At 71.4% G+C, this 24,101-nt stretch carries 24 protein-coding genes and 1 pseudogene; 10 read left to right on the top strand and 15 right to left on the bottom strand.

Translation table 11 applies throughout. The annotated features are described in order from the left end of the window. The first annotated feature begins 5 nt into the window (after nt 1–5). Both EZH22_RS08445 and pdeM read left to right on the top strand, forming a co-directional pair. Complete coding sequence (locus EZH22_RS08445) at nt 6–467, top strand: NUDIX hydrolase (protein WP_203195226.1); 462 nt, start codon at nt 6–8, stop codon at nt 465–467. A gap of 89 nt (nt 468–556) precedes the next feature. Further along, nucleotides 557–1,263: pseudogene (pdeM, locus tag EZH22_RS08440) on the top strand (ligase-associated DNA damage response endonuclease PdeM). Between the two features lie 33 nt (nt 1,264–1,296). On the opposite strand, the gene EZH22_RS08435 reads toward pdeM, so the two are convergent. The 3 genes from EZH22_RS08435 to EZH22_RS08425 form a co-directional block, all read right to left on the bottom strand. Then, nucleotides 1,297–1,869 carry a Smr/MutS family protein gene (locus tag EZH22_RS08435; RefSeq protein ID WP_203195225.1) on the bottom strand — a complete coding sequence of 191 codons (573 nt, stop codon included), beginning with the start codon at nt 1,867–1,869 and terminating at the stop codon, nt 1,297–1,299. 50 nt (nt 1,870–1,919) lie between these two features. Further along, nucleotides 1,920–3,056 (bottom strand): murein transglycosylase A, encoded by a 1,137-nt coding sequence (mltA, locus tag EZH22_RS08430; RefSeq protein WP_203195224.1) that lies wholly within the window; start codon nt 3,054–3,056, stop codon nt 1,920–1,922. Nucleotides 3,057–3,214: 158 nt separating this feature from the next. Then, nucleotides 3,215–3,931, bottom strand: a complete 717-nt coding sequence (locus EZH22_RS08425) for a Tim44/TimA family putative adaptor protein (protein WP_203195223.1) — start codon at nt 3,929–3,931, stop codon at nt 3,215–3,217. A gap of 650 nt (nt 3,932–4,581) precedes the next feature. On the opposite strand from EZH22_RS08425, the gene EZH22_RS08420 reads away from it, so the two are divergent. Then, entirely contained in the window at nt 4,582–5,523 is a 942-nt protein-coding gene (locus EZH22_RS08420) for a glucokinase (RefSeq protein WP_203195222.1), read from the top strand. Between the two features lie 19 nt (nt 5,524–5,542). On the opposite strand, the gene EZH22_RS08415 is transcribed toward EZH22_RS08420, so the two are convergent. Beyond that, nucleotides 5,543–6,406, bottom strand: coding sequence for a LysR substrate-binding domain-containing protein (locus EZH22_RS08415; RefSeq protein ID WP_231711374.1), 864 nt, complete (start codon nt 6,404–6,406; stop codon nt 5,543–5,545). A gap of 111 nt (nt 6,407–6,517) precedes the next feature. Between EZH22_RS08415 and EZH22_RS08410 the strand changes: the two genes are divergently transcribed. Further along, nucleotides 6,518–7,444, top strand: coding sequence for a DMT family transporter (locus EZH22_RS08410; protein WP_203195221.1), 927 nt, complete (start codon nt 6,518–6,520; stop codon nt 7,442–7,444). Here the strand turns inward: EZH22_RS08410 and EZH22_RS08405 are convergent. Further along, entirely contained in the window at nt 7,432–8,229 is a 798-nt protein-coding gene (locus tag EZH22_RS08405) for a hypothetical protein (protein WP_203195220.1), read from the bottom strand. The genes EZH22_RS08410 and EZH22_RS08405 overlap by 13 nt on opposite strands. 310 nt (nt 8,230–8,539) lie before the next feature. On the opposite strand from EZH22_RS08405, the gene EZH22_RS08400 reads away from it, so the two are divergent. Next, nucleotides 8,540–9,325, top strand: coding sequence for a Bax inhibitor-1/YccA family protein (locus tag EZH22_RS08400; protein ID WP_203195219.1), 786 nt, complete (start codon nt 8,540–8,542; stop codon nt 9,323–9,325). A 159-nt stretch (nt 9,326–9,484) separates the two neighbouring features. Beyond that, nucleotides 9,485–10,027, top strand: a complete 543-nt coding sequence (locus tag EZH22_RS08395; RefSeq protein ID WP_203195218.1) for a GNAT family N-acetyltransferase — start codon at nt 9,485–9,487, stop codon at nt 10,025–10,027. Here EZH22_RS08395 and argB read toward each other — a convergent pair. Further along, entirely contained in the window at nt 10,017–10,934 is a 918-nt protein-coding gene (argB, locus tag EZH22_RS08390; RefSeq protein WP_203195217.1) for an acetylglutamate kinase, read from the bottom strand. The genes EZH22_RS08395 and argB overlap by 11 nt on opposite strands. Before the next feature lie 298 nt (nt 10,935–11,232). On the opposite strand from argB, the gene EZH22_RS08385 reads away from it, so the two are divergent. Next, on the top strand, nt 11,233–12,828 hold the full coding sequence (locus EZH22_RS08385) for a hypothetical protein (protein ID WP_203195216.1): 1,596 nt from the start codon (nt 11,233–11,235) through the stop codon (nt 12,826–12,828). An 80-nt stretch (nt 12,829–12,908) separates the two neighbouring features. After that, nucleotides 12,909–14,042, top strand: coding sequence for an alpha-D-ribose 1-methylphosphonate 5-triphosphate diphosphatase (locus EZH22_RS08380; protein ID WP_203195215.1), 1,134 nt, complete (start codon nt 12,909–12,911; stop codon nt 14,040–14,042). A gap of 231 nt (nt 14,043–14,273) precedes the next feature. Here the strand turns inward: EZH22_RS08380 and EZH22_RS08375 are convergent, their stop codons facing one another. Next, nucleotides 14,274–15,338 carry a DUF2125 domain-containing protein gene (locus tag EZH22_RS08375; protein WP_203195214.1) on the bottom strand — a complete coding sequence of 355 codons (1,065 nt, stop codon included), beginning with the start codon at nt 15,336–15,338 and terminating at the stop codon, nt 14,274–14,276. A gap of 261 nt (nt 15,339–15,599) precedes the next feature. Between EZH22_RS08375 and EZH22_RS08370 the strand changes: the two genes are divergently transcribed. After that, nucleotides 15,600–16,214 (top strand): gamma-glutamylcyclotransferase, encoded by a 615-nt coding sequence (locus EZH22_RS08370; protein ID WP_203196452.1) that lies wholly within the window; start codon nt 15,600–15,602, stop codon nt 16,212–16,214. Between the two features lie 26 nt (nt 16,215–16,240). Here the strand turns inward: EZH22_RS08370 and EZH22_RS08365 are convergent, their stop codons facing one another. The 5 genes from EZH22_RS08365 to ftsE all read right to left on the bottom strand — a co-directional run bounded on the left by EZH22_RS08365 (nt 16,241) and on the right by ftsE (nt 20,066). After that, nucleotides 16,241–16,645 carry a hypothetical protein gene (locus EZH22_RS08365; RefSeq protein ID WP_203195213.1) on the bottom strand — a complete coding sequence of 135 codons (405 nt, stop codon included), beginning with the start codon at nt 16,643–16,645 and terminating at the stop codon, nt 16,241–16,243. Between the two features lie 33 nt (nt 16,646–16,678). Beyond that, entirely contained in the window at nt 16,679–17,488 is an 810-nt protein-coding gene (locus EZH22_RS08360) for a lysophospholipid acyltransferase family protein (RefSeq protein ID WP_231711373.1), read from the bottom strand. 79 nt (nt 17,489–17,567) lie between these two features. Next, nucleotides 17,568–18,380 (bottom strand): YdcF family protein, encoded by an 813-nt coding sequence (locus tag EZH22_RS08355; RefSeq protein WP_203195211.1) that lies wholly within the window; start codon nt 18,378–18,380, stop codon nt 17,568–17,570. A gap of 71 nt (nt 18,381–18,451) precedes the next feature. Further along, nucleotides 18,452–19,420: a cell division protein FtsX gene (locus tag EZH22_RS08350; protein ID WP_203195210.1), complete on the bottom strand. Its 969-nt coding sequence runs from the start codon at nt 19,418–19,420 to the stop codon at nt 18,452–18,454. Then, nucleotides 19,407–20,066, bottom strand: coding sequence for a cell division ATP-binding protein FtsE (gene ftsE, locus EZH22_RS08345; protein ID WP_203195209.1), 660 nt, complete (start codon nt 20,064–20,066; stop codon nt 19,407–19,409). The genes EZH22_RS08350 and ftsE overlap by 14 nt, the downstream gene beginning before the upstream one ends. Before the next feature lie 163 nt (nt 20,067–20,229). On the opposite strand from ftsE, the gene hpt reads away from it, so the two are divergent. Beyond that, nucleotides 20,230–20,766 (top strand): hypoxanthine phosphoribosyltransferase, encoded by a 537-nt coding sequence (gene hpt, locus EZH22_RS08340; RefSeq protein ID WP_203195208.1) that lies wholly within the window; start codon nt 20,230–20,232, stop codon nt 20,764–20,766. 25 nt (nt 20,767–20,791) lie between these two features. On the opposite strand, the gene EZH22_RS08335 is transcribed toward hpt, so the two are convergent. From EZH22_RS08335 to trpA, 3 genes are all read right to left on the bottom strand, one after another. Next, nucleotides 20,792–22,117: a bifunctional folylpolyglutamate synthase/dihydrofolate synthase gene (locus EZH22_RS08335; RefSeq protein WP_203195207.1), complete on the bottom strand. Its 1,326-nt coding sequence runs from the start codon at nt 22,115–22,117 to the stop codon at nt 20,792–20,794. 44 nt (nt 22,118–22,161) lie between these two features. Then, nucleotides 22,162–23,055 carry an acetyl-CoA carboxylase, carboxyltransferase subunit beta gene (gene accD / locus EZH22_RS08330; protein WP_203195206.1) on the bottom strand — a complete coding sequence of 298 codons (894 nt, stop codon included), beginning with the start codon at nt 23,053–23,055 and terminating at the stop codon, nt 22,162–22,164. Between the two features lie 189 nt (nt 23,056–23,244). After that, on the bottom strand, nt 23,245–24,072 hold the full coding sequence (trpA, locus tag EZH22_RS08325) for a tryptophan synthase subunit alpha (RefSeq protein ID WP_203195205.1): 828 nt from the start codon (nt 24,070–24,072) through the stop codon (nt 23,245–23,247). Nucleotides 24,073–24,101 lie beyond the last annotated feature (29 nt).

Here is a 24,101-nt window from a genome sequence, read left to right as displayed (position 1 = left end):
GCCCCATGAAGCAGCGCCCCTCGTCCCGCCTCCTGGTGGTGAATGCCGAAAGCCGCCTGCTGCTGTTCCGGTTCGAGCACCGGACCGGCGCGCTGGCGGGCTCCGTCTTCTGGGCGCCCCCGGGCGGCGGCCTCGACGCGGGCGAGAGCTTCGAGCAGGCCGCCTGCCGGGAACTGCTCGAGGAGACCGGCCTGCAGCTCGCCGACCCCGGCCCGCAGGTGGCCCGGCGACGCGTCACCTTCACCATGCCGGACGGCGGGCTGGTGGAGGCGGACGAGCGCTATTTCCTGGTCCGGGTCCCGACGCTGGAGATCTCCTCGTCGGGCTGGACCGATGAGGAGCGCGCGGTGGTGGCGGCGCACGGCTGGTGGTCGCCGGCCGATCTGGCGCGGGCGACCGAGCAGGTCTGGCCCGAAGATGTCACCGACATGCTGGTGGAGGCCGGCGTGTGGCCGGCCGGCCCGTGAGATCCCGCCCGTGAGACCCCGCCCGTGAGGCCGGCCCATCGCCACGGCCCCGCTTGCCCCGCCACTCCCTTTCAGCACAATCCGCCCCCATGCTTGCCCGCAGCGAATCAGCTCCCCCGGCCCTTGCCGCCGTCGTCCTCGCCGGCGCGGAGCTGCGGCTCGACCCGTCCGGCGCCCTGCTGTGGCCGGACGAGGGGCTGATGGTGGTGGCGGACCTGCATCTGGAGAAAGGCTCCGCCTTCGCCCGGCGCGGCCAGATGCTGCCGCCCTACGACACCCTCGACACCCTGCGGCGTCTCGCCGCCGCCGTGGCGCTCCACCGGCCGCGCCTCATCGTCGCGCTGGGCGACAGCCTGCACGACCGCTGGGCCGGTGAGCGCATGGCGGATCCGGTGCGCGACGAGATCCGCCGCCTCCAGGCAGGACGCAGCTTCGTGTGGATCGCCGGCAACCACGACCCCGCCCCCAACGACCTGGGCGGCGAGGGCGCGGAGGCCCTCGCCATCGGGCCGCTGCTGTTCCGGCATGAGCCGGCGGAAGGTGCGGCGCCGGGGAGGTGTGCGGGCACCTGCATCCCGCCGCCCGCGTCGCCGTGCGCGGACGCGGCGTGCGGCGGCGCTGCTTCGTCACCGATGGCAGCCGCATGGTGCTGCCGGCCTTCGGTGCCTATGCGGGCGGCCTGAGCGTGCGCCACCCGGCCATCGCCAGCCTGTTCCCGCCGCACCGCTTCACCGCCCATCTGCTGGGCGCGGGCCGCACCTACGAGATGCCCGCGAGCGCCTGCCTCGGCGATTGAAGCCCTGTCCCGGTTCTGGAGAACGTTCCGGCGCTACCCGCGCCCCCTGCGGATGCGCACATAAAGCGCGCCCTCGCCGCCGTGGCGGCGTCCGGCCGGCTCGAAGCCCACCACCACCGCCCGCAGGTCCGGTTCCGCCAGCCAGAGCGGCACCGCCCGTTTCAGCACGCCGCGCCCCTCGCCGAAGGCAGGGCCGTGGCCGGTGAGGCGCTCGGGATCGCCCTTGCCGGTGATCACCAGCACCACCGAATGCCCGTCCGCCTGCGCCTCCAGCAGAAAAAGCCGCAGCCGGCGATGCGCCGCCGCCTGGGTGAGGCCGTGCAGGTCGAGCCGCGCATCCACCTCCGCCCCGCGCGACAGGCGCCGGCGCGCCTTCGGCTCCAGCCCGGCGAGGGGCGGCGGTGCCGGCGCCTTCGGCGGCACGCGCTTCGCCGGGGGCGCGGCGGGAGGCGCGGGTGGCTCCGGCACCGGAAGGGGCGGCACCTCGGGCACCGCCGGGGCCTCCGGCTCGGCCTGCGGCTTCAGCGGTTTCACCGAGCGCACCACATGGGTCCACAGCGCCCGCTCCTCGGCGCTGAGAAGCCGCCGGCGTCCCCGCCTGCTCATCGGGTGGCGCTCATCGGGTGGCGCTCATGGGGTGGCGCTCATGGGGCCGATCACGGCGAACGCCCGGCAGGGATCACCGGGGCGAGGCGGGGCACGAGCAGGGTGAAGCGGCCGGGATGGCGGATGCGCCCGGCCACCTCTTCCGCCACCGGGCCGCTGCCGAAATAAAGGTCCGCCCGCGCCGGCCCGACGATGGCCGAGCCGGTATCCTGCGCGATCATGAGCCGGCGGAACGCATCGCTGCTGCCGGGCGCGGCCAGCGGCAGGTCCGCCTCCACGAACACCGGGCTGCCATAGGTATGGAGCCTGCGATCCACCGCCATGGAGCGCCCCGCCGTGAGCGGCACGCCCTGCGCGCCCATGGCGCCGGCCTCCGCGCCGAGGTCGAGGGCCTTGAAGAACACATAGGAGCGGTTCTCCCGCCGCAGCGCGCGGCCGGCCTCGGGATCGGCCGCCATGAAGGCGCGGATGCGCGCCATGGACATCTCCTCGCGCGGCACCAGCCCGCGCTGGATGAGGAGGCGTCCCACCGGCAGGTAGGGATGGCCGTTATAGCCGTCGTAATTGAGCCGCAGCACGTGCCCATCCGGCAGGCGGATGCGGCCCGACCCCTGGATCTGCATGAAGAAGAGGTCGACCGGGTCCCTCAGCCAGACGAGTTCGAGCCCGCGCCCGGCCAGCGCCCCGTCCTCGATGGCGGCCCGGTCGAAATAGGGCACCATGCGGTCGCCGTCGCGCCGCAGCGCGCCGCCGGAATTGGGCGCGGGGCCGGTCCCGGACATCACGAGGTCGTCGGGCCGGCCATAGACGGGCACGTCGAAGCCGTTGCCGGGGATGCGCGCCCCGTCGAGTTCCGGCTCGTAATAGCCGGTGAAGAAGCCGCCCGCGCCATCGTCCGGAACCACCTGGAAGAGACGGAAATTGGCCTCGAAGAACAGCCGGGCCAGAAGGTCGCCGGGCGGATGCGGGCCTAGCCGCCGGGCACCGGCGCAGGCGCGGCGGAGCCCGTCCCGCAAGGTCGGCACCGAGGCCGGCCCCACCTCCCGCGGCGGAGCGGCGAGGGCGGCGCAGCTGGCGAGAAAGGCGGAAAAGGCCGCGGCGTGCCCGTCCGCCGCCCAGCCATCCAGATCGGCGAAGCCGAGCGGCACGAGGCGCGCGCCGGGGATCACCGGAGGCGGAAGCACCATGACGGCGGACCTTTGGACGGCGGGCCTTTGCGACGCCGGGGCAGCGCCCGCGGTGAACACGATGCAGAGCGCCGCCGCAAGCAGCACGCCGAGGCGGCGGGCGCCGCCTCCCGGCCGGCCTGCGGTTTCCCCTGCGCGGCGCGACGCCACCTTCGGGCTCACTGCGCCGCTTCGGTGGCCACCAGCTTCCAGTTCGGATCGCGCGTGCCGAGCTCGCGGGCGAAGGTCCAAACATCGGTCACGTCGGCCACCGTGTCGGGGCTGCCGTCCACCACCGTCCCGTCCGGACCACGGGTGACCGAGATGAGCTTCGACACGAAACGGACCGTGAGCTGGGCGGTGCGGCCGCGGACGGCCACCTCCTGCAGATCGGCGTGCTCGATGGAGACGAAGCGCGACTCCATGGTCTCGCGCCGGCTCTCCCGGTCGGCAATGGCGGTCACGAAGCCGTCATAGACGTCCTTGGCGAGAAGATCCTTCAGCTGACGCCGGTCGCCGGCGGCAAACGAGGTCACGATCATCTCGTAGGCGGCGCGGGCGCCGGTGAGGAAGTGCTTGGCGTCGAAGTCCGGCTCGACGCGGGCGATCTCGTCCAGCGCCGCGGCGGTCGCGGAGCCCTCCTCGGCCACGCCCTCCCAGCGGAAGGCGGGCGGCGCCTCCTCCTCGGCCGCGGCAGGGGCGCCGGGCGGGGTGGAATTGCGCTCCGGCAGGCTCACCACCTTGTCGGAGGCGGGCTGGGGCGGGCGGGCCGTGTCGCGGGAGTAGGGGTCGTAAGGCGGCCGCTCACGCCCGGTGCGCTGGCCCAGCACGCTGCGCAGCCGCATGAAGATGAAGACCGCAAGGGCCAGGAAGATGATCGTATAGATATCGAACACTGCGCTTCGCCATGCGTTTCGGGTCGGGCCGTGCACACTGCCCCACCACGTTGCCTCTTGCGAGATCCCTCCGTCGACGCCCGCCGCACCCGGCCGGATCCCACCGCTTATTTACGTCGATGCCGCGCGCCCGCCAGTCCCTTTGACGCCTCTGCCGGACGATTTCGTTGGAGAGCTTACGGGACGTGAGCCCTCGGCGCCACCTTCCGGACGAACGCGGCGGCTGCTTTCACCACCCGAACCTGCCGCGCGGCGGCGGTCAAGCCGTTTAGATGTGGGAACGGCGGCCTGAACACGGCCGGGAGCGCGAGCCATCGGCCGGCCGGGCCGGCCTTTACGGGCGTACCGTGCGCGTCCGGATGACGCGAGATGGAACCGAAGGCCGCCCGGAATGCTTGAGCCCCGGCAGCGGCGGAGCCGGGGCCCGTGCTTGCATCGAGCCCCCACTTGCCGCACTAGAGTCGGATCGGCCACCCCGGTTGGTTCAACCTGGGCGGACTTGGCTCGGGAGCACGTTGCGAGCGGATCGCCCCCCGCGATCCGGTCTTCGCGCGTTCTCCTTAACCTCAGGTGTGGGACGGAGGCCCGGCCCGGGACTGAACCCTGGCCGGCTCCCGCTCCCGAAGGCAGTTGATCCATCCGGATGGCCCATGTCTCCCACCGTACTGCTCGCTGACATCGGCGGAACCACCACGCGCGTCGCCCGCGCCGGCATGGACGGCGTCCCGTTCGACGTCCGTCTGGAAGCCAATGATTCGTATGGGTCCCTGGAGGACCTGCTGCAGACCTATCTCGGCTCGATCAGCGGCGAGGCCCCGCGCTATGCCGCGCTGGCGGTGGCCGGGCCCATCGACGCGGACGAGGTGCGCCTCACCAACCGGCACTGGCGCTTCTCCATCGAGGCGCTCGCCCGCGAGCTCAATTTCCAGCGCCTGGAAGTGCTCAACGATTTCGAGGCCTTCGCCCACGGCCTGCCGCTGCTCACCCGCGACGACCTGCTGGAAGTGGGCACCGGGCGGGCCGTGCCCGGCGCGCCCATGCTGCTCTGCGGGCCGGGGACCGGCCTCGGCACCGCCTTCATCCTGCCGCGCGAGGAAGGCTACGAGGTGATTCCGAGCGAGGCCGGCCACATGCGCCTCGGCGCGGTGACCACCGACGAGGCGCGCATCGTCGCCCACCTGGTGCGCGACCTGGGCCCGGTCTCGGTGGAGCACGTGCTCTCCGGCTCCGGCCTGGTGCGGCTCCACCGCATCCTCTCCGGCGAGCAGCTCTCCTCCCACGCCATCATCAAGGCCGCCCTCGACGGGCAGCGGCAGGAAAAGGAAAGCTGCCACGTCTTCCTGCGCCTGCTCGGCCGGGTTCTGGGCGACCTCGCCCTCGCCTTCGAGGCGAAGGGCGGCGTCTTCGTCGGCGGCGGCGTCGGCCGGGCCATGGCCCACCTGTTCGCCGAAAGCCCGTTCCGGGCGGCGTTCGAGGAGCATCCGCCCTATACCGACCGCCTCGCCCTCGTGCCGATCCATGTGGTGACGCACGCCACCCCCGGCCTCGTGGGCATCGGCGAGATCGGCCGGCGCCTGCTGGTGGATCAATAAAGCGGGCGGCGCCCCTGCCTCAGGCCGCCGCCGCGCAGCCGGCCTCCCGGTCGCAGAAGGCGGTGATGAGGCCGGCAAGGTCCCGCGTCGCGGCGCAGGCCCGCTGGTCCACGAGCAGGGCGAGCTCGGTGGGCGGAATCGGCGGCCACCGGTCGGGCTCGGCCAGCACGCGCAGGCGCGGGCTCACCGCCCACTGGCTCAGCACCGCCACGCCGAGGCCGCCGGCGAGGGCCGCCTCGATGCCGATGAGGCTGGCGCACTCATAGGCGATGCGCCAGGGTCGCCCGGCCGCCTCCAGCGCATGGACCGCCCGGTTGCGGTAGAGGCAGCCCTGGCGGAAGGCGACGAGGCCGGCGCAGGCCTCGTCCGGCTCCACGTCGCGCCCGGTCACCCAGAGCAGTTGCTCGGGCCAGACGGCGGCCGCCGGCCCGGATCCCGGCTCCCGCTTGTGCAGCACCAGATCCAGGTCGCCGCGGGCGAAGGCGGCGAAAAGCTCGCGGCTGAGCCCGCATTCCACCGCAAGGCGCACGCCGGGGCGGGCGCGGGCGAAATCGGCGATCACCGAGGTCAGGGCGGCGAGGGCGAAATCGTCGGGGATGCCGAGCCGCACCACCCGCGCCGGCATCGTCCCGGCGAGCGCGGCCTGCGCTTCCGCGCCCAAAGCGAGGATGCGGCGGGCATAGCCCAGCAGCCGCTCGCCCTCGGCGGTGAGGGCCACCCCGCGCGCCTCGCGCACCAGAAGCTGGTGGCCCAGCTGGTCCTCGAGCCGGCGGATCTGCTGGCTCACCGTGGACTGGGTGCGGTGGACGCGGGCACCGGCGCGGGTGAAGCCGCCGGCATCCACCACGCTCACGAAGGCCTTCAGGAGATCCATGTCCAGCATGGGAGATCCCTCATTCGATTTTCCACTATTAGACATCTAATCATTCAATTTTTCAATTGACATGCCGTGTGCTCTGGTGCGCCGGAACCGATCTGCCCCCGGACCGCCGCCATGCATGCCAGCTTCCCCCTCCCCGCCCGCCGTCTGGATGCGCTGCCGGTGCTCATCGGCCTGTTCTGCCTCATCTGGGCCTCGGCCTTCGCCGTGGCGAAGGTGGCTTTGGCGGATTGCCCGCCGCTGCTGCTCCTGTCCGGGCGCTTCCTCCTGGCCGGCGGGGCCATCCTCGCCGCCTGCGCGCTGCTGCTGCCGCGCGACGGCTTCACCCGGCTCGGCGCGCGGGACGTGGCGGCGCTCGCCCTCATGGGCATCCTCAACAACGCCTGCTATCTCGGCCTGAGCTATGTGGGGATGACCCACGTCTCCTCCGGCTTCACCGCCGTGGTCATCTCCGCCAATCCGCTGCTCACCGCCCTGATCGCCGCCCCGCTGCTGGGCGAGCGGCTGACGCCGCGCAAGCTCCTGGGGCTGTTCATGGGCATGGCTGGCGTGGCCCTGGTGGTGCGCTCGCGCATCGCCTCCGGCCACGAGGACCCGGTAGGCGTGCTCTATGTGCTGGCGGCGCTGGTGACCCTGTCGGCGGCGACGCTGCTGTTCAAGCGGGTGCGCACCCCGGCCTCGCTGTTCGTGGGCAGCGGCATCCAGTCCCTGGCCGGGGGCCTGGCGCTGCTTCCCGTCGCCCTGTGGCGGGAGGACCTCGCCGACATCCACCTCACCCCGTCGCTCGGCATCGCCTTCGCCTATCTCACCTTCGCCGGCTCGGTCGGGGCGTTCAGCCTGTGGTTCTTCATCCTTGGGCGCACCAGCGCCACCCGGGCGAGCGCCCTGCACTTCCTGATGCCGCCCCTCGGCCTCCTGTTCGGCTGGCTGCTGCTGGGGGAGAAGGTGCCGCCCCTCGACCTTGTGGGCATCATCCCCATCGCCCTCGGCATCCGCCTCGTCACCACCGGGAGCGAGCGGGCCGGCGCTCAGAAGCGGTAGAGCGCGCTCAGCACCACGCCGTTCTCCTGCGGCGCGTTGCGGGCGAACCAGGTGCCCACCACCGCCATCTGGACGGTCACCGCCGCGCTCCAGTCATAGGCGGCGCCGAGCTGGACCTTGTAATATTCATAGGAGGTTCCGAAGATCGGCCCCTCCCCCGCCCCTTCCGACACCACGTTGAAGGACTGCGCCAGCAGCTGCCAGCGCTCGGCCACGCGCACGCCCAGGGTGGCGTCGAGACGCAGTTCGTCCGGCGGCGGCCCGAACCGCAGGCGCTGCGCCAGCTGGAGGTCGAGGTAGGCGGACTTGCCGAACACGGTGAAACCGGTGCCGGCGAGCAGCCGCAGATCGAGCTCGGGATCCTCGTAGCCTACCGCCGCCGCGCTCTGGGAATTGCCGGTGCCGGGAAAGCGGCCCACCGCCTGGGCCGAGACCACCCAGTCGCTGGAGGCGAGAAGCCGCACCCGCGCGCCCACGTCCGAATAGCCGGCCCCCGCATAGGAGGACGGTGCCGGCTCGCCCAGGCTGACCGAGAGGAATTGCGGCGCGGCGATGAGGGTGAGCCAGTCGGTCGCGCCGTATTCGATGAAGAGGGTGACCTCCACCTTGCTGTAGGGCCGGCTGGTGTAAAGGTCCGAGGACGGGCCGAACTCCGAGCTGGAATAATAGGCGCCGGCCTGGGCGATGGCCTGCCCGTGCCCCGCCTCCAGGGTCCATGCGCCCGCATGCGCAGCGCCGGGCGCGACGGCGCGGAGGCCGGCGGGCGCCAGCAGGCAAAGCGCCAAGAGGCAAAGCGACAGGAGGGAAGGCCGGCGACGCAGAAGCGCGCGCGCCGCCGCTTGCGCCGCAAGGGCGCACGGCCTTCTCCCGCCAGATCCGACGTGCACCCCCGCGCCCATGTCCGCCCGCCCCGACCAGGTTGCAATTATACGCGGCCGCGCGCTTTGAGCATCCCCCTGACGTAAAGTGACCTTGCGTAAATTTCATCCACCGTCGTCTTGCCGCCCCTTTGCGAACCCACCATATTGAGCCTCGGATCGCCCTGCCCGGCTCAAGGCCGGAGGGGGATCACGGTTTTCTCGAAGGGGATCGACGATGTCCGATTATGATCGCAACGTCGCCGGGCGTTTTAACCCGTCGGTTGCACGCTCGCAGGCCGCGATCGACCAGGGCCTGCGCACGTATATGCTCAGCGTCTACAACTACATGGTGCTGGGCCTCGCCATCACGGGGGCGGCGGCGCTGGGCATCTTCATGCTGTCCACCAGCGCCACGCCCACGGGCCTGGCCCAGGTGGCGCCGGGCATGTACCTCACCCAGTTCGGCTACACGCTGTTCGCCAGCCCGCTGAAGTACGTGGTGATGTTCGCCCCGCTGGCGGCGGTGTTCTTCCTGAGCTTCCGCATCGAGCGCATGAGCGTCGCGACGGCGCAGATCACCTTCTGGGTCTATGCGGCGCTGGTGGGCATCTCGCTCTCCACGATCTTCCTCGTGTTCACCCACGCCAGCATCGTGCGGGTGTTCTTCATCACCGCCGCCTCGTTCGGTGCGCTGAGCCTCTACGGCTACACCACCAAGCGTGACCTGTCGGCGATGGGCACGTTCCTGATGATGGGCCTGTTCGGCATCATCATCGCGTCGCTGGTGAACATCTTCCTCGGCTCGACGATGCTGCAGTTCATCGTCTCCGTGGCGGGCGTTCTGGTGTTCGCGGGCCTCACCGCCTACGACACCCAGCGCATCAAGGAGATGTATTTCGCCGGCGACGACACCGCGGTGATGGGCAAGAAGGCCATCATGGGGGCGCTCGCCCTCTACCTGGACTTCATCAACCTGTTCATGATGCTGCTGCAGCTGTTCGGCAACCGCAACAGCAACTGACGCAGGCCGGATCCGCAGGCCAGATCCGAGGGCCCCGGCGCAAGCCGGGGCCTTTTCGTTTGCAGGGCCCTTCCGTTTGTTCGGCCTTTTCGTTTGTTCGGCCCTTTCGTTGGCGCCCGACCCTTTTCAGCTCCGCCCGCCATGCCGTAAAACGCCGCCATGCCGATCCGTCCCGCCACCCCCGCCGACCTTCCCGCCATCGCCGCCATCTATGACGAGGCCGTCCGCACCGGCACCGCCTCCTTCGAGCTGACGCCCCCGGGCGTCGCCGAGATGGCGCGGCGGCACGCCGCCATTGTCGAGGCGGGCTATCCCTATCTGGTCATGGAAGAGGCGGGGACGGTGCCCGGCTATGCCTATGCCAGCGCCTTCCGCCCGCGCATCGCCTATCACCACACGGTGGAGAATTCCATCTACGTCGCCCCGGCCGCCCAGGGCCGCGGCATCGGCCGCGCCCTGCTGGAGGCGCTCATCGCCGACTGCGAGGCCAGGGGTTTCCGCCAGATGGTGGCGGTGATCGGCGACAGCGCCAACCAGGGCTCCATCGGCCTGCACCGCGTCTGCGGCTTCCACCATGTGGGCGTGCTGGCCGACACCGGCCTCAAGTTCGGCCGGTGGATCGACACGGTGCTCATGCAGCGCCCCCTCGGGCCGGGCGCCGACGGCGTGCCCGAGGAGGCGGACCTGAGTTTCAGCGGGTGATCAGCGTGCCCGCGCCATGGTCGGTGAGGAGCTCCAGCAGCACCGCGTGGGGCACCTTGCCGTCGAGAATGACGACGCCCTCCACCCCCTTCTCCAGGGCGTAGATGCAGGTCTCCACCTTGGGGATCATGCCGCCCGAGATGGTGCCGTCGGCGATCAGCGCCCGCGATTCGGCGATGGTGAGGCGCGGGATGAGCTGCTTGTCCTTGTCCAGCACGCCCGGCACGTCGGTGAGCAGCAGCAGCCGCTTGGCCCCGAGCGCGCCGGCGATGGCGCCGGCGAAGGTATCGGCGTTCACGTTGTAGGTGCCCCCGTCCACCGCCGCCGCCACCGGGGCGAGGACCGGGATCAGCTCGCGGCCGAGGATCTGGTCGAGCACGGTGGTGTCCACCGTGTCCGGCTCGCCGACGAAGCCGAGGTCCACCACCTGCTCAATCTTGCTGTCCGGATCGACGATCACGCGGTTCGCCTTGCGGGCGAGCACCATGTTGCCGTCCTTGCCGCACAGGCCGATGGCCGTGCCGCCCGCCTCGTTGATGAAGCCGACGATCTGCTTGTTGATGGAGCCGGCGAGCACCATCTCGACGATCTCCACCGTGGCCTTGTCGGTGATGCGCAGGCCGGCCGCGAACTCGGACTTGATGCCTAGCTTGGCGAGCATGGCGCCGATCTGCGGCCCGCCGCCGTGCACCACCACCGGGTTCACCCCGGACTGCTCTAGCAGCACGATGTCCTGGGCGAAGTTGCGGGCCACGTCCTCGCTGCCCATGGCGTGGCCGCCATATTTCACCACCACGATGGCGTCGTCGTAGCGCTGCATGTGCGGCAGCGCCTTGGCCAGCAGCTCGGCCTGAAGCTGGGCCTGCAGCTGGGCTTCCGACACGGGAGAGGAAATGGGCTCGTTCATGAGGCGCTCGCTCGTGATCCGCCGCGGGTGGCCACGGCCCACCGCCGCGCCCGCCACCGTCCGGGCGGCGCCCTTCTAGCCGGTTCTCCCGCCGGGTAAAAGGGCGGCTGCCGGCGCCCCGCTCCCGGGCTTTTCCATGCGGGGCCTTTTCTCTGTCGCGGAAAGGTGATCAGAAGCAGCCTCCGGCCGAACACATTCGCACCGTCAACAGGCCGCGAGCGGGCGCAGTCCGCCCCGGCACCATGTCCGTTGCCCGAATCCGCCGACCCTCGAGCCATCGCCAGAGACCAGCCCGGCCATGACGTCCCTCTCCGCGTCCCCTTCCGCGCCCCATCCCGCCCCGCCGGTCCGCCGGCCGCACGATCTGCCGCCGCTCACCATCGCGCTGCTGTTCCTCGGCTGCCTGGCGCTGGTATCCATCCCGATCCTCACCCATCCGATCCCGCCTTTGTCGGATTACGTGAACCACCTGGCGCGCATGCACGTCATCGCCGTGCTGCCGCAGGACCCGGATATCGCCCGCTTCTACTACCTCTCCTGGTCGGTCCTGCCAAACCTGATGATGGACCTTCTGGTCCCCCTCATCGACAAGGTGGTGAACATCTACACGGCGGGCGAGATCTACACGCTGCTGTGCTTCGCGCTCATCACCGGCGGCACCCTCACCCTCAACCGGGCCCTGTTCGGGGTGTGGTCGGCGCTGCCGCTCATCGCCTTTCCGCTGCTCTACAACGGCATCTTCCTCATCGGGGTGATGAACTATTATTTCGGCATCGGCCTCGCCCTGTTCGCGCTGGCCGCGTGGAGCTTCCTGCGCGACAAGGCGTGGCCGTGGCGGTTCGCGGTCTCCACCGCCTTCGTGGTGGCGCTGTTCTTCTGCCATCTGTTCGCGGCGGGGGTCTATGGCGTCGGCCTGCTCGCCTTCGAGCTCGATCGGCTGCGCCAGAGCCGCGGCGCGCCGCTGCGCCCGCGCCTCGTCGCCTTCGTCGCGGCCGGCCTGCCGTTCCTGCCCATCGTGCCGCTGCTGCTCGTGAGCCCCACCTGGGGCCTGTCGGGCGACAATTACTGGGAGCCGCAGGGCAAGATCGACGGCGTCGAAATGGTCATGAACGTCTATTTCGACTACGTGGCCGTGCTTCTCACCGCCGTGGTGCTCGGCGCCGGCGTGTGGGCGGCGCGCCACCGCCTGCTCCAGGTGCACTCGCTGATGCTGCCGCTGCTGCTGGTCGCCGGCATCATCTATCTCGCCATGCCGCGCGTGTTCTTCGCCACCTACATGGCGGACCAGCGCCTGCCGGTGGCCATCGCCTTCTTCGTCATTGCGGCCATGCGCGCGGACCTGCGCCATCGCCTGGCGCGGCGCGGCTTCGCCGTGGTGCTCATCCTGCTGCTGGCGGTGCGCGTCGGCGAGGTGCAGGTGGTATGGGACCGGCTCACCCAGTGGACCGTGTCCTTCCGCCAGTCGGTGAACGAGATCAAGCCGGGCTCGCGCGTGCTGGTGGCCTATGCCGACATCCAGGGCGGCTCGGATCCGCGCGACCTCGGCCTGGTGCATGCCGCCTGCCTCGCCATGATCGAGAAGTCGTCCCTCGTCACCACTGCCTTCACGGTGAAGGGCAAGCAGATCCTGCGCGTGCACCCGCCCTATCGGAACCAGGTGGACACCGAGGACGGAACCCCGCCGCAGATCGAGCAGCTTCTGGTGACCGAGGAGGAGCCGACGGCCGACGGGCCGCGCTATTGGGACCTCTGGCCGCGCACCTTCGACTATGTCTACGTGCTGTTCACCGAGCGCGGCGCGCCCAATCCCGACGACGACCGGCTGAAGCTCGTCTACGAGGGCGAGCGCTTCCAGCTCTACAAGGTGATCCCGCCCGCCGCCCCGCCGTCCTGAGCGGGGAGGACGCGCGGGTTCCGTCACGGCGCCGTCACGGTTCGGTGCAAGGCAGCAGCGCCGACGCCCCGGGAGTTCCCATGGAAACCATCCTCACCAACGCCCGCCTCATCCTCGACGACGCCGTCGTCCTGGGCACGCTGGCGGTGCGCGACGCGCACATCGCCGCCGTGGAGGACGGCCTGTCGCGCCACGCCGCCGCGCAGGACTGCGACGGCGACTTCCTCGCCCCCGGCATCATCGATTTGCACACGGACGCGCTGGAAGGGCACTTCGTGCCGCGCCCCAAGGTGTTCTGGCCGGATGCCCGGGCCGCCGCCCTCGCCCATGACGGGCAGATGGTGGCCGGCGGCGTCACCACCGTGTTCGACGCCATCTGCGCCGGCGGCTTCGACCAGGCGAAGGCGGAGCGGCGCGACCTGTTCCAGGTGATGCTGGACGCGGTGGAGGCGGGCGCCGGCCTGTTCCGCGCCGACCACCGCATCCACCTGCGCTGCGAGATGACCGATCCGGACCTGCTGGACCTGGTGGAGCCGGCGCTGGGCCGGCGGGCGCTCGCCCTCGCCTCGCTCATGGACCACACGCCGGGGGCGCGGCAATGGCGCAACGTGGGGGTGCTGCGCAACTTCCTGCTCGGCATCGGCAAGGAGGCGGCGGAGGCCGAGCGGGAGATCACCGAGCGCACCGCCCGCGGCCGCGCCAACGTGGCGCGCAACTTCGCCCCCCTCGCGCAGATGCTGGGCGGTGCCGGCATCATCCGCGCCAGCCATGACGACACCACGCGCGAGCATGTGGCCATCGCCCGCGATGCCGGCTGCACGGTGAGCGAGTTTCCCACCACCCGCGAGGCCGCCGAGGCGGCGCGGCAGGCGGGGCTCGCCACCATCGGCGGCGCTCCCAACGTGGTGCGCGGCGGCTCCCATTCCGGCGGCGTCGCCATGGGGGAGCTTGCCGCCGCGGGCCTCTTGGATGCGCTGGCCTCCGACTACGTGCCGGCGAGCCTGCTCCAGGCGGCGACGCGCCTGCACCTCGCGGACGGCATGCCCCTGCCGCGCGCCTTCGCCCTCGTCACCCGCAATCCGGCGGAGATGGCGGGCCTCGCCGACCGGGGCCGGCTGGCGCTGGGCCTGCGCGCCGACCTCGTCCGCTTCCGCATCGTCGACGGCACGCCGGTGGTCCGGCAGGTGCTGGTGGAAGGCGAGCGGGTGTTCTGAACGGGCCGGGGCGGGCTCGGAGCCTGTTTGGGAATTCAAAAGGGCCTAACCGCCATCCCGCCCGTCATGCCCGGGCTGGTCCCGGGTATCCACGCCGACCCGCTTGAGGCAGCGTGCGAAAATCGCTCCAGGCCTCCCTGCGTGGATGGCCGGGGCACGCTTGGCCATGACGGCCACAAAGCGCCTGTGAGGGCCGGCCGCGCCCAACGGGGCGAATTTTCAAGCGGGCGCTCAGAACAGCCGGGGCACGATGCCGACCGGGAAGCCGCCGAGCTTCAGGGTGCCCGCCTCGAAGCCGAGGGCGAAGGTGGCGCCCTTGCGCCCCTCCACCGTGCCGGGCTTGCCCACCATGGCGAGCGCGCGGACGATGGGCGCCACCTCGCGCGGGATGGCCCCGGCCTTGTCGAGCCCCTGGACCAGGTCGTTGAGACCGGCGAAGCCGAGATCGAGCTTGCCGTTCAGGCGGCCCTGGGGATCGAGCGAGAGGATCCCGGCGGCGGTGATGGCGATGGCGGGCGCGGTAACCGCGAAGCGGTCGAGCCGGGCGAGGCCGCCCGCCTCCGCCCAGGCGCGCAGGCGCTGCGCCACCGGCATGGGCCGCAGGTCCGCCGAGGCCGTCACCGTGCCCTGGAGCGTCATGTCCACCGGCCCGGCAACGCCGAAATTCGACAACAGCGCGCTTTCCCCGCCGAGGAGGCCGGAGGCGTAGTCCACCCCGTCCGGCCTTCCCTCCACGTCCGGGGTTCGCCGGGCGTGGAACTCGAACAGGCGCGCCGCCAGCAGCGGGGTGGACCCGGAGAAGGAGGATCCCGGCTGCTCGAGCCGGAGGTCGTGGGCCTGCAGCGAGAAGCGCTGCGGCCGGCCGGACAGGTCGCCCACGCCGCTCATCTGCACCAGCGACCAGGTGGCGGCGTAGACCACGCCGGAATTGAGGTCCTCCACCCGGGCGGGCGCCGCGAACTCGGCGACGATGTGGTTCGGCGCCCACACCTGCGCCACCGCATGGACGGTGGCGGCGGTGAAGCGCAGGGCATCCCCGCCGCGCGTTTCCAGCGTCGGCTTCACGCAGCGCAGCTCGAATCGGAACGGAAAGCCGGCGAGGGTGCGCTCGCCGCAATTCCAGATGCGCCCGAGCCGCGCCTCGCGCCCGATCCAGGCGTCGATTTCCCGTTCCGCGCGGTTCGCGGCATAGAACCACAGCCCCGTCCAGACGACGCCGAGAGTCACCAGGAGCGCGAGGGGAACGATGACGAGCCAGGGTTTCGGGCGGGATGGCGGGGCATCGAGGGCAGTCATGCGCGTCCTTGAAGGCTGGGGCGGGAGCACGCCGTCGCTTGCAGCGGTCCGATCCGGCTGTTAGGCGACGGACGAAGGCATCTGTCAACGTCGAGGAGCGTCGCGCTCGGCCATGGTCGAGGAAGATGACATTCCCCCCCGATCGCGGGATGCGCAGGCCGGGCGCCGGCATCCGGCGCGCAGCCCGAGGTGCCGCGCGCGGCTTCCACGCACGGCACTTCGGCGCACGAAACTTCGGCGCGCGACACCCCCGGGCGCGACATCTCCGCGCACGACATCTCCACGCACGACACCTCCGCGCACGACACCTGGGTCTTCGCCTACGGCTCGCTCATGTGGAATCCCGGCTTCGCCTTCGCCGAACGCGCGGAGGCGCGGCTGGTGGGCGCGCACCGCTCCTTGTGCATCTATTCCTTCCACCATCGCGGCACGCCGGAAAAGCCCGGCCTCGTGCTCGGCCTCGACCTCGGCGGCTCGTGCCGCGGCATCGCCTACCGGGTGCGGGCGGAGGACTGGCCGCAGACCCACGCCTATCTCAACGAGCGGGAGCAGATTTCCGGTGTCTACCGGGAGGCGACGCGCCGCATCCGCCTGCTGGACGGCTCGGGCCGGTCGGCGCCGGCGGTGGCCTATGTGGCCAACCGGGGCCATTCCCAATATGCGCGGGGCCTGTCGCTGGAGGACCAGCTCCATCTGGTGCGGCGCTCGCACGGCTCTTCCGGCCCCAACACCGATTATGTGGTCGCCACGGTGGCCGCGCTCGAATCCCTGGGCATCATCGATCGCGACCTCGCCTGGCTCACCCGCCAGCTCCACGGCGAGCGGATCCACCCGCGCACGCCGCCTTCGGGCGAGGACGAGGATCCGCCGGTCTGAGCTGCCGGAAGCGGCCCGTGCGAGGGTCAGGCGGCGTGGCGGCGGTCGAGGCGCCGGTAGAGGCCGCCCCCGCACGACAGGGCCGGAACCCGCGCCGGGCGGTCGAACAGCCGCCGAAGCGCCGGCGCCTGCTGCTCGCCGAAGACGTGGATGTGGATTTCTTCCGCCTTGAGCCGCTCGGCGGCGGCCTTCGCGGCCTCCCCGGCCGGGCCCGCCCACATGGCGATGGACCCCGCCGGCGTGCGCCGCGCGACCACCGCGAGCGCGTCCGGATAGTCCGGTGCGCCGCCCGCCGAATAGACTGAAAACACATGACGCACGCCGTCTTCGTCGCGCCAGAACCGATAGCGCGCACCGAGGGCACCGTGCTTGAGGCCGTTGAGGCCGCCGGCATCCACAAGAGGGACAAGGAGCGAATCAGTTGCGTTCATGAGAACGAAACTAGAACGAGCCCCGGTCTGCGATCAAGAGTTTTCCACAGGGGTGGATAGCGGGGATGACGCGGCCGCCGCGGCGCGCTGCTTCAGCTCCTCCGGCGCGCGCTCGCCGAGCTCGGCGAGACCCTGCTCCAGGAGCCGGTCGCTAGCGCCCTCGATGTCGTGCTGCAGGCGGGCGAGGAACGCCGCCCGGCCGAGGCCCGCCGGTATGGGCGGCAGGATCTCCACGCGGATGGTGCCGGGCCGGAGCATCAGCGCCCGGCGCGGCCAGTAGAGCCCGGAATTGAGCGCGACGGGCAGGCACGGCACCCCGAGGCTGGAATAGATGTGCGCCACGCCGAACTTGTAGGCGGGCGGCGCCCCGGGCGGGCGGCGCGTTCCCTCGGGAAAGATCAGGATCTGCCGGCCTTCGGCGGCATCCTCGCGGGCGCGGCGGGTCATGGCGCGCAGGGCGCTCGACCCGCCCTTGCGGTCCACCGGGATCATCTGCGCCTTGGCCGCGAACCAGCCGAAGACGGGGATGCGCATCAGCTCCTGCTTCAGGATGAAGGTGGTGTCGGAGAACAGCGGCAGCAGCGCGAACGTCTCCCACGCCGACTGGTGCTTGGCGGCGATGAAGAACGGTCCCTCGGGAATGTTTTCCAGGCCCCGGAACTCCGCCCGCGTGCCGGCGATCACCCGCAGCAGCCAGCAATTGGTCGCGGCCCAGTTGAGCACTCCCACCCGCCAGAGCGTGCGGCGGGAGATGAACGGCAGCAGCGGCAGCAGGATGAGGAGGTAGAGCGTCGTCGCCACATAGAAGGCGATCTGGAACAGGATCGAACGCAGGACCGTCACCGCTTGCTCCTCGGATGGCCTCGCGCGCCCCGGACCGAATGGACCGCAAGCCGGGCGCCGGGTTGCGCCCGCCGGCATATCACGGCGCGATGCGCGCCTGAACCGGTCCGGGTGCGGCGCCGCGCGGCACCGGTGCCGGCGCGGGCGCCGGCATTTCGGCGGCGGGGGCTGCGGGGTCCGGCGCCGGCGCGCCGGCCACGGCGCGGGCCGGGCGGATCTTCGCCGCCGCCATGATGTATTTTGCATACTCCTTGACCAGCAGCCGTACCGTGGCGATGTCCTTCCACCACTCTTCCGCCTGCATCCGGTTGGTGACCACCGGATAGGCCACGAGCTCCACCTCCGGCAGCGCGCGGCCGAGCTCCATCATGGCCCGCGGCATGTGCCAGGCCGAGGTCACCACGACGAGCGAGCGGAACGAGCGGCTGCGCGCCCATTCCGCCGCCTCCAGCGCGTTGCCGCGGGTGTTGAGCGCCTTGTGGCCGAGATCGATGCAGCAGCCCATCAGGTGCTCGCCGTCGGGCAGCGCCCGGCGCATCTCGTCCGGCGAGGTGGTGGGATTGACGCCGGTGATGAGCAGCCGGCGGCCCCGGCCGTCCGCCAGCAGGCCCACGGCATCGATGATGCGCGAGGAGCCGCCGGTGAGCACCACGATGGCATCCGCCGGCTTCACGGCGGCGGGCTCGCGGGCCGGGATCTGGGCGGTGAAGGCGAGAAAGCCCGCCCCGCCGGCCACGCCCCCGAGGCCGGCAAGCAGCACCGCCGCCGTCAGGGCGCGGCGCACGCGGGTGCGGCGCCGGGCGAGGGGGTCTTCCCCCGACGCCCCGCCCTTCCTCCTCGGCGCAGCCTCGATCTGCCGCGCCGTTCTGCGATCGGCGTTCGACATGGTCATGTACGAGATCCTGCCGGTGGAATGCGGCGGAGGCGAGGACACCGCCCCGCCGCTTCCATCCGGCATGGATTTCATTGGATCGTCCTCAACGTCCGGTAAACGGTGACGCGGGAGGTGAACGCCGTGGCCAGAGCCACCACCGCCACGGCGGCGGCGATGCCGAGGAAGCCCCATAGTCCCGGATGCAGCCAGCCGAGCACCGTCGGCACCTCCGGATCGTCGCCGAGGCCGAGGGGCGGCAGCATCGCGACGGCGCCGAACACGGCGGCGGCGGCAAGCCCGCCGATGAGCCCGCCTTCCGCGCCGATCTTCAGGAAGTGGCGCTGAAACTGGGCGGCGATGAAGCCGTCGCGGGCGCCGACGAAATGCAGCACCTCCACCACCGCCCGGTTGGTGGCCACCGCCGCGCGGGTGGCGAACACCACCGAGAGCACCGTGGCGAGCCCCACCAGGGCCAGCAGCACCACGCTCACCAGCATCACCCCGTCGGTGACCGCCACCAGGCGGCGCGACCAGCCGCGATGGTCGTCGAGGGTCGCGGTGGGGATCTTGTCGGTGAGCGTGCGCCTGAGCCGGGCAAGGTCGGCGGCGCCCGCCCCGTCGAGCTTGAGCACCACCACCCGCGGCACCGGCAGGTCGCCGAGGTCGAGCCCGGCGCCAAGCCACGGCTCCAGCAGGCGCGCGGTCTCGTCGAAGCTGAGCACATGGACGTCGCCGATGCCGGGGGTCTTGCGGGCGATGTCGGCGGCGGCCTGCACCTGCCCGTCGGTGGTCTTCGGATCGCCGGCGCGGATCTGGATGGTCACCTCCCGCGTCACGTCCGAGCGCCACTGGCTGGCGGTGGCGCGCACGGCGAACGCGGTGCCGATGGTGAGGCCGGCAAGGAAGGTCATGATGGCGACCACCGCCACCAGCGCCCGCCCGGCGATGGTGGCGGACGGCACGATGGAGGTCTGCCCCCGCGCCTTGCCGGCGCGCGGCTCCTCCCCCGCGGTGGGCGCGGCGGGCTTCCGGGTGCTGGCGGGGTCAGTCGTAGACATAGAGGCGGCCGTCGGCGATCACGAGGCGGCGGGCGTCGTACTGGTCCATAAGCGCGATGTCGTGGGTGGCCAGCAGCACCGACGTGCCGGACTTGTTGAGTTCGATGAACAGGCGCAGCAGGCGGCGCGCCAAAGTGGGGTCCACATTGCCGGTGGGCTCGTCCGCCAGCAGGAATTCCGGCCGGCCGATGAGGGCGCGGGCGATGGCGGCGCGCTGCTTCTCCCCGCCCGAGAGCACCGGCGGCAGCGAGTGCATGCGGTCGCCGAGGCCGACCCATTGCAGGATCTCCGTCACCTCGGCGCGGTAGCTCGCCTCGTCCTTGCCCAGCACCCGCAGGGGCAGCGCCACGTTCTCGTAGGTGGTGAGGTGGTCGAGCAGGCGGAAATCCTGGAACACGATGCCGATGCGCCGGCGCAGCACCGCCACCTCGTCCGGGTCGAGGGACGACACGTCGCGCCCGAACAGGGTGATGAGCCCCCGCGTCGGCTTCAGCGAGAGGAACAGCAGGCGCATGAGCGTGGTCTTGCCCGCGCCCGAGGGCCCGGTCAGGAACTGGAACGAGTTCGGCTCGATGCCGAAGGACACGTCCTTCAGCACCTCTGGCCCCATGCCATATCTCAGGCCGACATTCTCGAACCGGACCAACGCCCCACCCTTTGGCCGAATCGCGCCCCAGCGCGCCGGCCAAACATAAACGAAGCGCGACAACCTGCCACCGCCGAGGCTGGCGCGGCGTCCCGGCGCGCCGGGCTCGCTGGACGCCCCGCCCCGGAGGGTCCATTCTCCGCCCGCCCTGCGACGAGGACCCATGCACCCGCCGAACATCACCATTCTCTTCGACGAGAGCCGCATCAGCGCCCGCAACCACGCCTTGGCCGCCGAGATCGCGGCCGCGGCACCCGAGCGGCTGCTGGCCGTGGCGGTGCTCAAGGGCTCGTTCATGTTCGCCGCCGACCTGCTGCGCGCCCTGCACAGCACCGGCCTCGAGCCGGAGGTGGAGTTCGTGCACATCTCCTCCTACCGCGAGGCCACCGTCTCCTCGGGACAGGTGGAGATCCTGAAGGACGTGGAGAGCGACGTGCGCGACCGCGACGTGCTGCTCATCGACGACATCCTGGAATCCGGCCGCACCCTCGCCTTCGCCAAGGATCTGCTGATGGCGCGCGGGGCGCGGCGGGTGCTGGTCTGCGTGCTGCTGGAAAAGCCCGGAAAGCGCGCGGTGCAGATCGAGGCCGACTTCGTCGGCTTCACCTGCCCCGATCTGTTCGTGGTGGGCTACGGCATGGATGTCGCCCACGCCTTCCGGCAATTGCCGTTCATCGGGCACATCCAGGGGCTGGAATAGGCCCCGTCCCGACCGCCGGCCGGTCTCAGGCCAGATCCGCGCCGTTGGCCGCCAGCACCGCCCCCGCCAGGTAGAGCGAGCCGCAGATGAGCACGCGCGGCGGCGGCACCTGCGACGCCCGGGCGATGGAGCCGAGCGCGCTGCCGACATCGGAGGCCACGCGGGCGGGAATGCCGAGGCCGGCGGCGGCGGCGGCCACGTCCTCCGGCTTCAGGCCGGCGTGCTCGCCCGGCACCGGCACGGCGATGGCTTCGCGCACGAGGCCGGCGAACGGCGCCAGAAAGCCGGTGACGTCCTTGGTGCCGAGCATGCCGAGCACCAGCACCAGCGGCCGCGAATAGCGTTCTTCCAGCTCGCACAAAGCGTGGGCGAGGGCGGCGCCGCCGGCGGCGTTGTGGCCGCCGTCCAGCCACACCTCGACCCCGGCCGGGGCGCGCGACAGCAAGGGCCCGGCGGGCAGCCGCTGCAGCCGGGCCGGCCAGTCGGCGCGCAGGATGCCGGCCTCGTGGGCCGCCGGCAGGCGCACGGCCCGAAGGGCGGCGACGGCGAGCCCCGCATTGTCGATCTGGTGCGGCCCCACGAGGCGCGGCCGCGGCAGGTCGAGCAGGCCGTCCTCGTCGGCATAGACGAGGCGGCCGCCTTCTTCCTGCACGTGCCAGTGCTCGCCGCGGACGAACAGCGGAGCGAGCTTCCGCGCCGCCGCGCGCTCGATGACGGCGAGGGCGTCCGCCGGCTGCGTGCCCACCACCACCGGACGGCGCGGCTTGATGATGCCGGCCTTCTCCCCGGCGATGGCCTCTATGGTGGTACCGAGATAATCCACATGGTCGATGGAAACGGGGGTGATGACGCTGGCGAGGGGCTGGTCGACCACGTTGGTGGCGTCGAGCCGCCCGCCGAGGCCCACCTCCAGCAGCAGCACGTCCGCCGGGTGCTCGCAGAACAGCAGGAACGCCGCCGCCGTGGTGATCTCGAACAGGGTGATCGGCGCGCCCGCATTGGCCGCCTCCACCCGGTCGAGGGCATCGGCGAGAGCCGCGTCGGACACCAGCACGCCGCCGCCCGGCGCGCCGAGGCGGATGCGTTCGTTGAAGCGCACCAGATGCGGCGAGGTATAGACATGCACCCGCTTGCCCGCCGCCTCCAGCATGGCGCGCATGAAGGCGATGGTGGAGCCCTTGCCGTTGGTGCCCGCCACGTGGATCACCGCCGGCAGGCGCCGCTCGGGATGGGCCAGGGCCGCAAGCAGCCGCTCCATCCGGGCGAGGGAGAGGTCGATCTTCTTCGGGTGGAGCGCGGCGAGGCGGGACAGGATCTCGTCGGTGGCGCGGGCGGGCTGGGGCAGGGCCATGGTCGATCTTCGGCTCGGGGCCGAGGCCCCGTGGAGCCGCCTCTTCAGGCGGCCTGCGGGCGCGGCAGGCGGCCCTTGGGCGGCAATGCGGGGGCCTTCACCAGCATCCGGCACAGGCGGCCCAGCGTGTCACGCATCTGGTGGCGGTGCACCACCATGTCGAGCATGCCGTGGTCGCGCAGATATTCGGCGCGCTGGAATCCGTCCGGCAGCTTCTCGCGGATGGTCTGCTCGATCACCCGCGGGCCGGCGAAGCCGATGAGGGCGCCGGGCTCGGCGATCTGCACGTCGCCCAGCATGGCGTAGGAGGCGGTCACCCCGCCGGTGGTGGGGTTGGTGAGCACCACGATGTAGGGCTTTTTCGCCTCGCGCAGCTCCTGGATGGCCGCCGTGGTGCGGGGCATCTGCATCAGGGAGAGGATGCCTTCCTGCATGCGCGCGCCGCCGGAGGCGGCGAACATGATGAAGGGCGTGCCCTTCTGCGCCGCCGTCTGCAGACCCTTTACCACCGCCTCGCCGGCGGCCATGCCGAGCGAGCCGCCCATGAAGCCGAAATCCTGGACGGCGATGGTCACCGGCAGCTCGGTGAGGAGGCCGGTGGCCACCTTCACCGCATCCTGGTAGCCGGTCTTGGTGCGGGCGTCCTTCAGGCGATCGATATAGCGGCGCTCGTCGCGGAACTTGAGCGGGTCGGTGGCCACGTCCGGCAGCGCCACTTCCTCGTAGGCGCCATCGTCGAAGGTGGCCTTGAGCCGCATCACCGCGTCCATGCGCATGTGATAGCCGGAGGCCGGGATGACGTAGAGGTTCGCCTCCAGGTCCTTGTGGAACACCATCTGCCCGGTCTCGGGGCACTTCACCCAGAGGTTCTCCGGAACTTCGCGGCGGGCCAGGAAGTCGCGGATCTTCGGACGGACGACGTTGGAAATCCAGTTCACGGGACCATCTCCGGGACGCGCGGGCGGCATCGCGCTGCAGCGCACATATGCCCCGACCTGCTCTAATGGCAAGTCCGTCGCGGCAAAAGTGCGGCGAAGCGGCCGCGACCGACCATTTGCCTCACCGGATGCCTCATCGGTCCTGCCGCGCGCCGGCGCACCGGCACGGGCGGGCGCCGGATGCCCCGGTCAGGCGCGCACGCCGCGCACCGCCTCGGCCAGCTCGTTCACCAGCGCCTCCACGCCCGCCAGGGTGTTGGCGGTGGCATTGCCATCCTGGTCCAGCGTCCGCCGCACCACCTCCACCAAAGCCGAGCCCACCACCACGGCGTCGGCGCCGGCGGCGATGGCCTTGGCCTGCTCCGGCGTCCGCACGCCGAAGCCCACCGCCACCGGCAGCTCGGTGTGGGTCTTGATGCGCGCCACCGCCGCCGAGACCAGGCCCGCATCCGGGGTGGCGGAGCCGGTGATGCCGGTGATGGACACGTAATAGACGAAGCCCGCCGTGTGCTTCAGCACCGCCGGCAGGCGCTTGTCGTCGGTGGTCGGAGTGGCGAGGCGGATGAAGTCGAGGCCGGCCGACAGCGCCGGCAGGCACAGCTCCTCGTCCTCTTCCGGCGGCAGGTCGACGACGATGAGGCCGTCCACCCCCGCCACCTTGGCGTCGGTGAGGAAGCGCTCCACGCCATAGACGTAGATGGGATTGAAATAGCCCATCAGGACCACCGGCGTGGTGTGATCCTCGGCGCGGAAGGCGCGGACCATGTCGATGGTCTTGGCCAGGGTCTGCCCGGCCTTCAGCGCCCGGAGGCCGGCGGCCTGGATCGCCGGGCCGTCGGCCATGGGATCGGTGAAGGGAACGCCGAGCTCGATCACGTCCGCGCCCGCGCCCGGCAGCGCCTTGAGGATGGCGAGGGAGGTCTCGCCGTCCGGATCGCCCGCGGTGACGAAGGTGACGAGGCCGGGCCGGCCTTCCTCTTTCAGCGCGGCGAAACGGTCGGAGATGCGGGTGGTCATGGGCCTGCCTGGATGGGGGAGCGGGAGGG

The organism is Xanthobacter dioxanivorans (assembly GCF_016807805.1).
GTDB classification, from domain to species: Bacteria; Pseudomonadota; Alphaproteobacteria; order Rhizobiales; family Xanthobacteraceae; genus Xanthobacter; species Xanthobacter dioxanivorans.
The sequence above is the reverse complement of the archived record's forward strand: the minus strand, read 5'-3'. Positions and strand labels throughout refer to the sequence as shown.

Bases quoted from the DNA above. Each gene is read 5' to 3' on its own strand.
- EZH22_RS08445 (WP_203195226.1), top strand. From the start codon at position 6: ATGAAGCAGCGCCCCTCGTCCCGCCTCCTGGTGGTGAATGCCGAAAGC.
- EZH22_RS08435 (WP_203195225.1), bottom strand. From the start codon at position 1,869: ATGAGCAGGCGGGGACGCCGGCGGCTTCTCAGCGCCGAGGAGCGGGCG.
- mltA (WP_203195224.1), bottom strand. From the start codon at position 3,056: ATGGTGCTTCCGCCTCCGGTGATCCCCGGCGCGCGCCTCGTGCCGCTC.
- EZH22_RS08420 (WP_203195222.1), top strand. From the start codon at position 4,582: ATGTCTCCCACCGTACTGCTCGCTGACATCGGCGGAACCACCACGCGC.
- EZH22_RS08415 (WP_231711374.1), bottom strand. From the start codon at position 6,406: ATGCTGGACATGGATCTCCTGAAGGCCTTCGTGAGCGTGGTGGATGCC.
- EZH22_RS08410 (WP_203195221.1), top strand. From the start codon at position 6,518: ATGCATGCCAGCTTCCCCCTCCCCGCCCGCCGTCTGGATGCGCTGCCG.
- EZH22_RS08400 (WP_203195219.1), top strand. From the start codon at position 8,540: ATGTCCGATTATGATCGCAACGTCGCCGGGCGTTTTAACCCGTCGGTT.
- EZH22_RS08395 (WP_203195218.1), top strand. From the start codon at position 9,485: ATGCCGATCCGTCCCGCCACCCCCGCCGACCTTCCCGCCATCGCCGCC.
- argB (WP_203195217.1), bottom strand. From the start codon at position 10,934: ATGAACGAGCCCATTTCCTCTCCCGTGTCGGAAGCCCAGCTGCAGGCC.
- EZH22_RS08385 (WP_203195216.1), top strand. From the start codon at position 11,233: ATGACGTCCCTCTCCGCGTCCCCTTCCGCGCCCCATCCCGCCCCGCCG.
- EZH22_RS08380 (WP_203195215.1), top strand. From the start codon at position 12,909: ATGGAAACCATCCTCACCAACGCCCGCCTCATCCTCGACGACGCCGTC.
- EZH22_RS08375 (WP_203195214.1), bottom strand. From the start codon at position 15,338: ATGACTGCCCTCGATGCCCCGCCATCCCGCCCGAAACCCTGGCTCGTC.
- EZH22_RS08365 (WP_203195213.1), bottom strand. From the start codon at position 16,645: ATGAACGCAACTGATTCGCTCCTTGTCCCTCTTGTGGATGCCGGCGGC.
- EZH22_RS08355 (WP_203195211.1), bottom strand. From the start codon at position 18,380: ATGACCATGTCGAACGCCGATCGCAGAACGGCGCGGCAGATCGAGGCT.
- EZH22_RS08350 (WP_203195210.1), bottom strand. From the start codon at position 19,420: ATGTCTACGACTGACCCCGCCAGCACCCGGAAGCCCGCCGCGCCCACC.
- hpt (WP_203195208.1), top strand. From the start codon at position 20,230: ATGCACCCGCCGAACATCACCATTCTCTTCGACGAGAGCCGCATCAGC.
- EZH22_RS08335 (WP_203195207.1), bottom strand. From the start codon at position 22,117: ATGGCCCTGCCCCAGCCCGCCCGCGCCACCGACGAGATCCTGTCCCGC.
- trpA (WP_203195205.1), bottom strand. From the start codon at position 24,072: ATGACCACCCGCATCTCCGACCGTTTCGCCGCGCTGAAAGAGGAAGGC.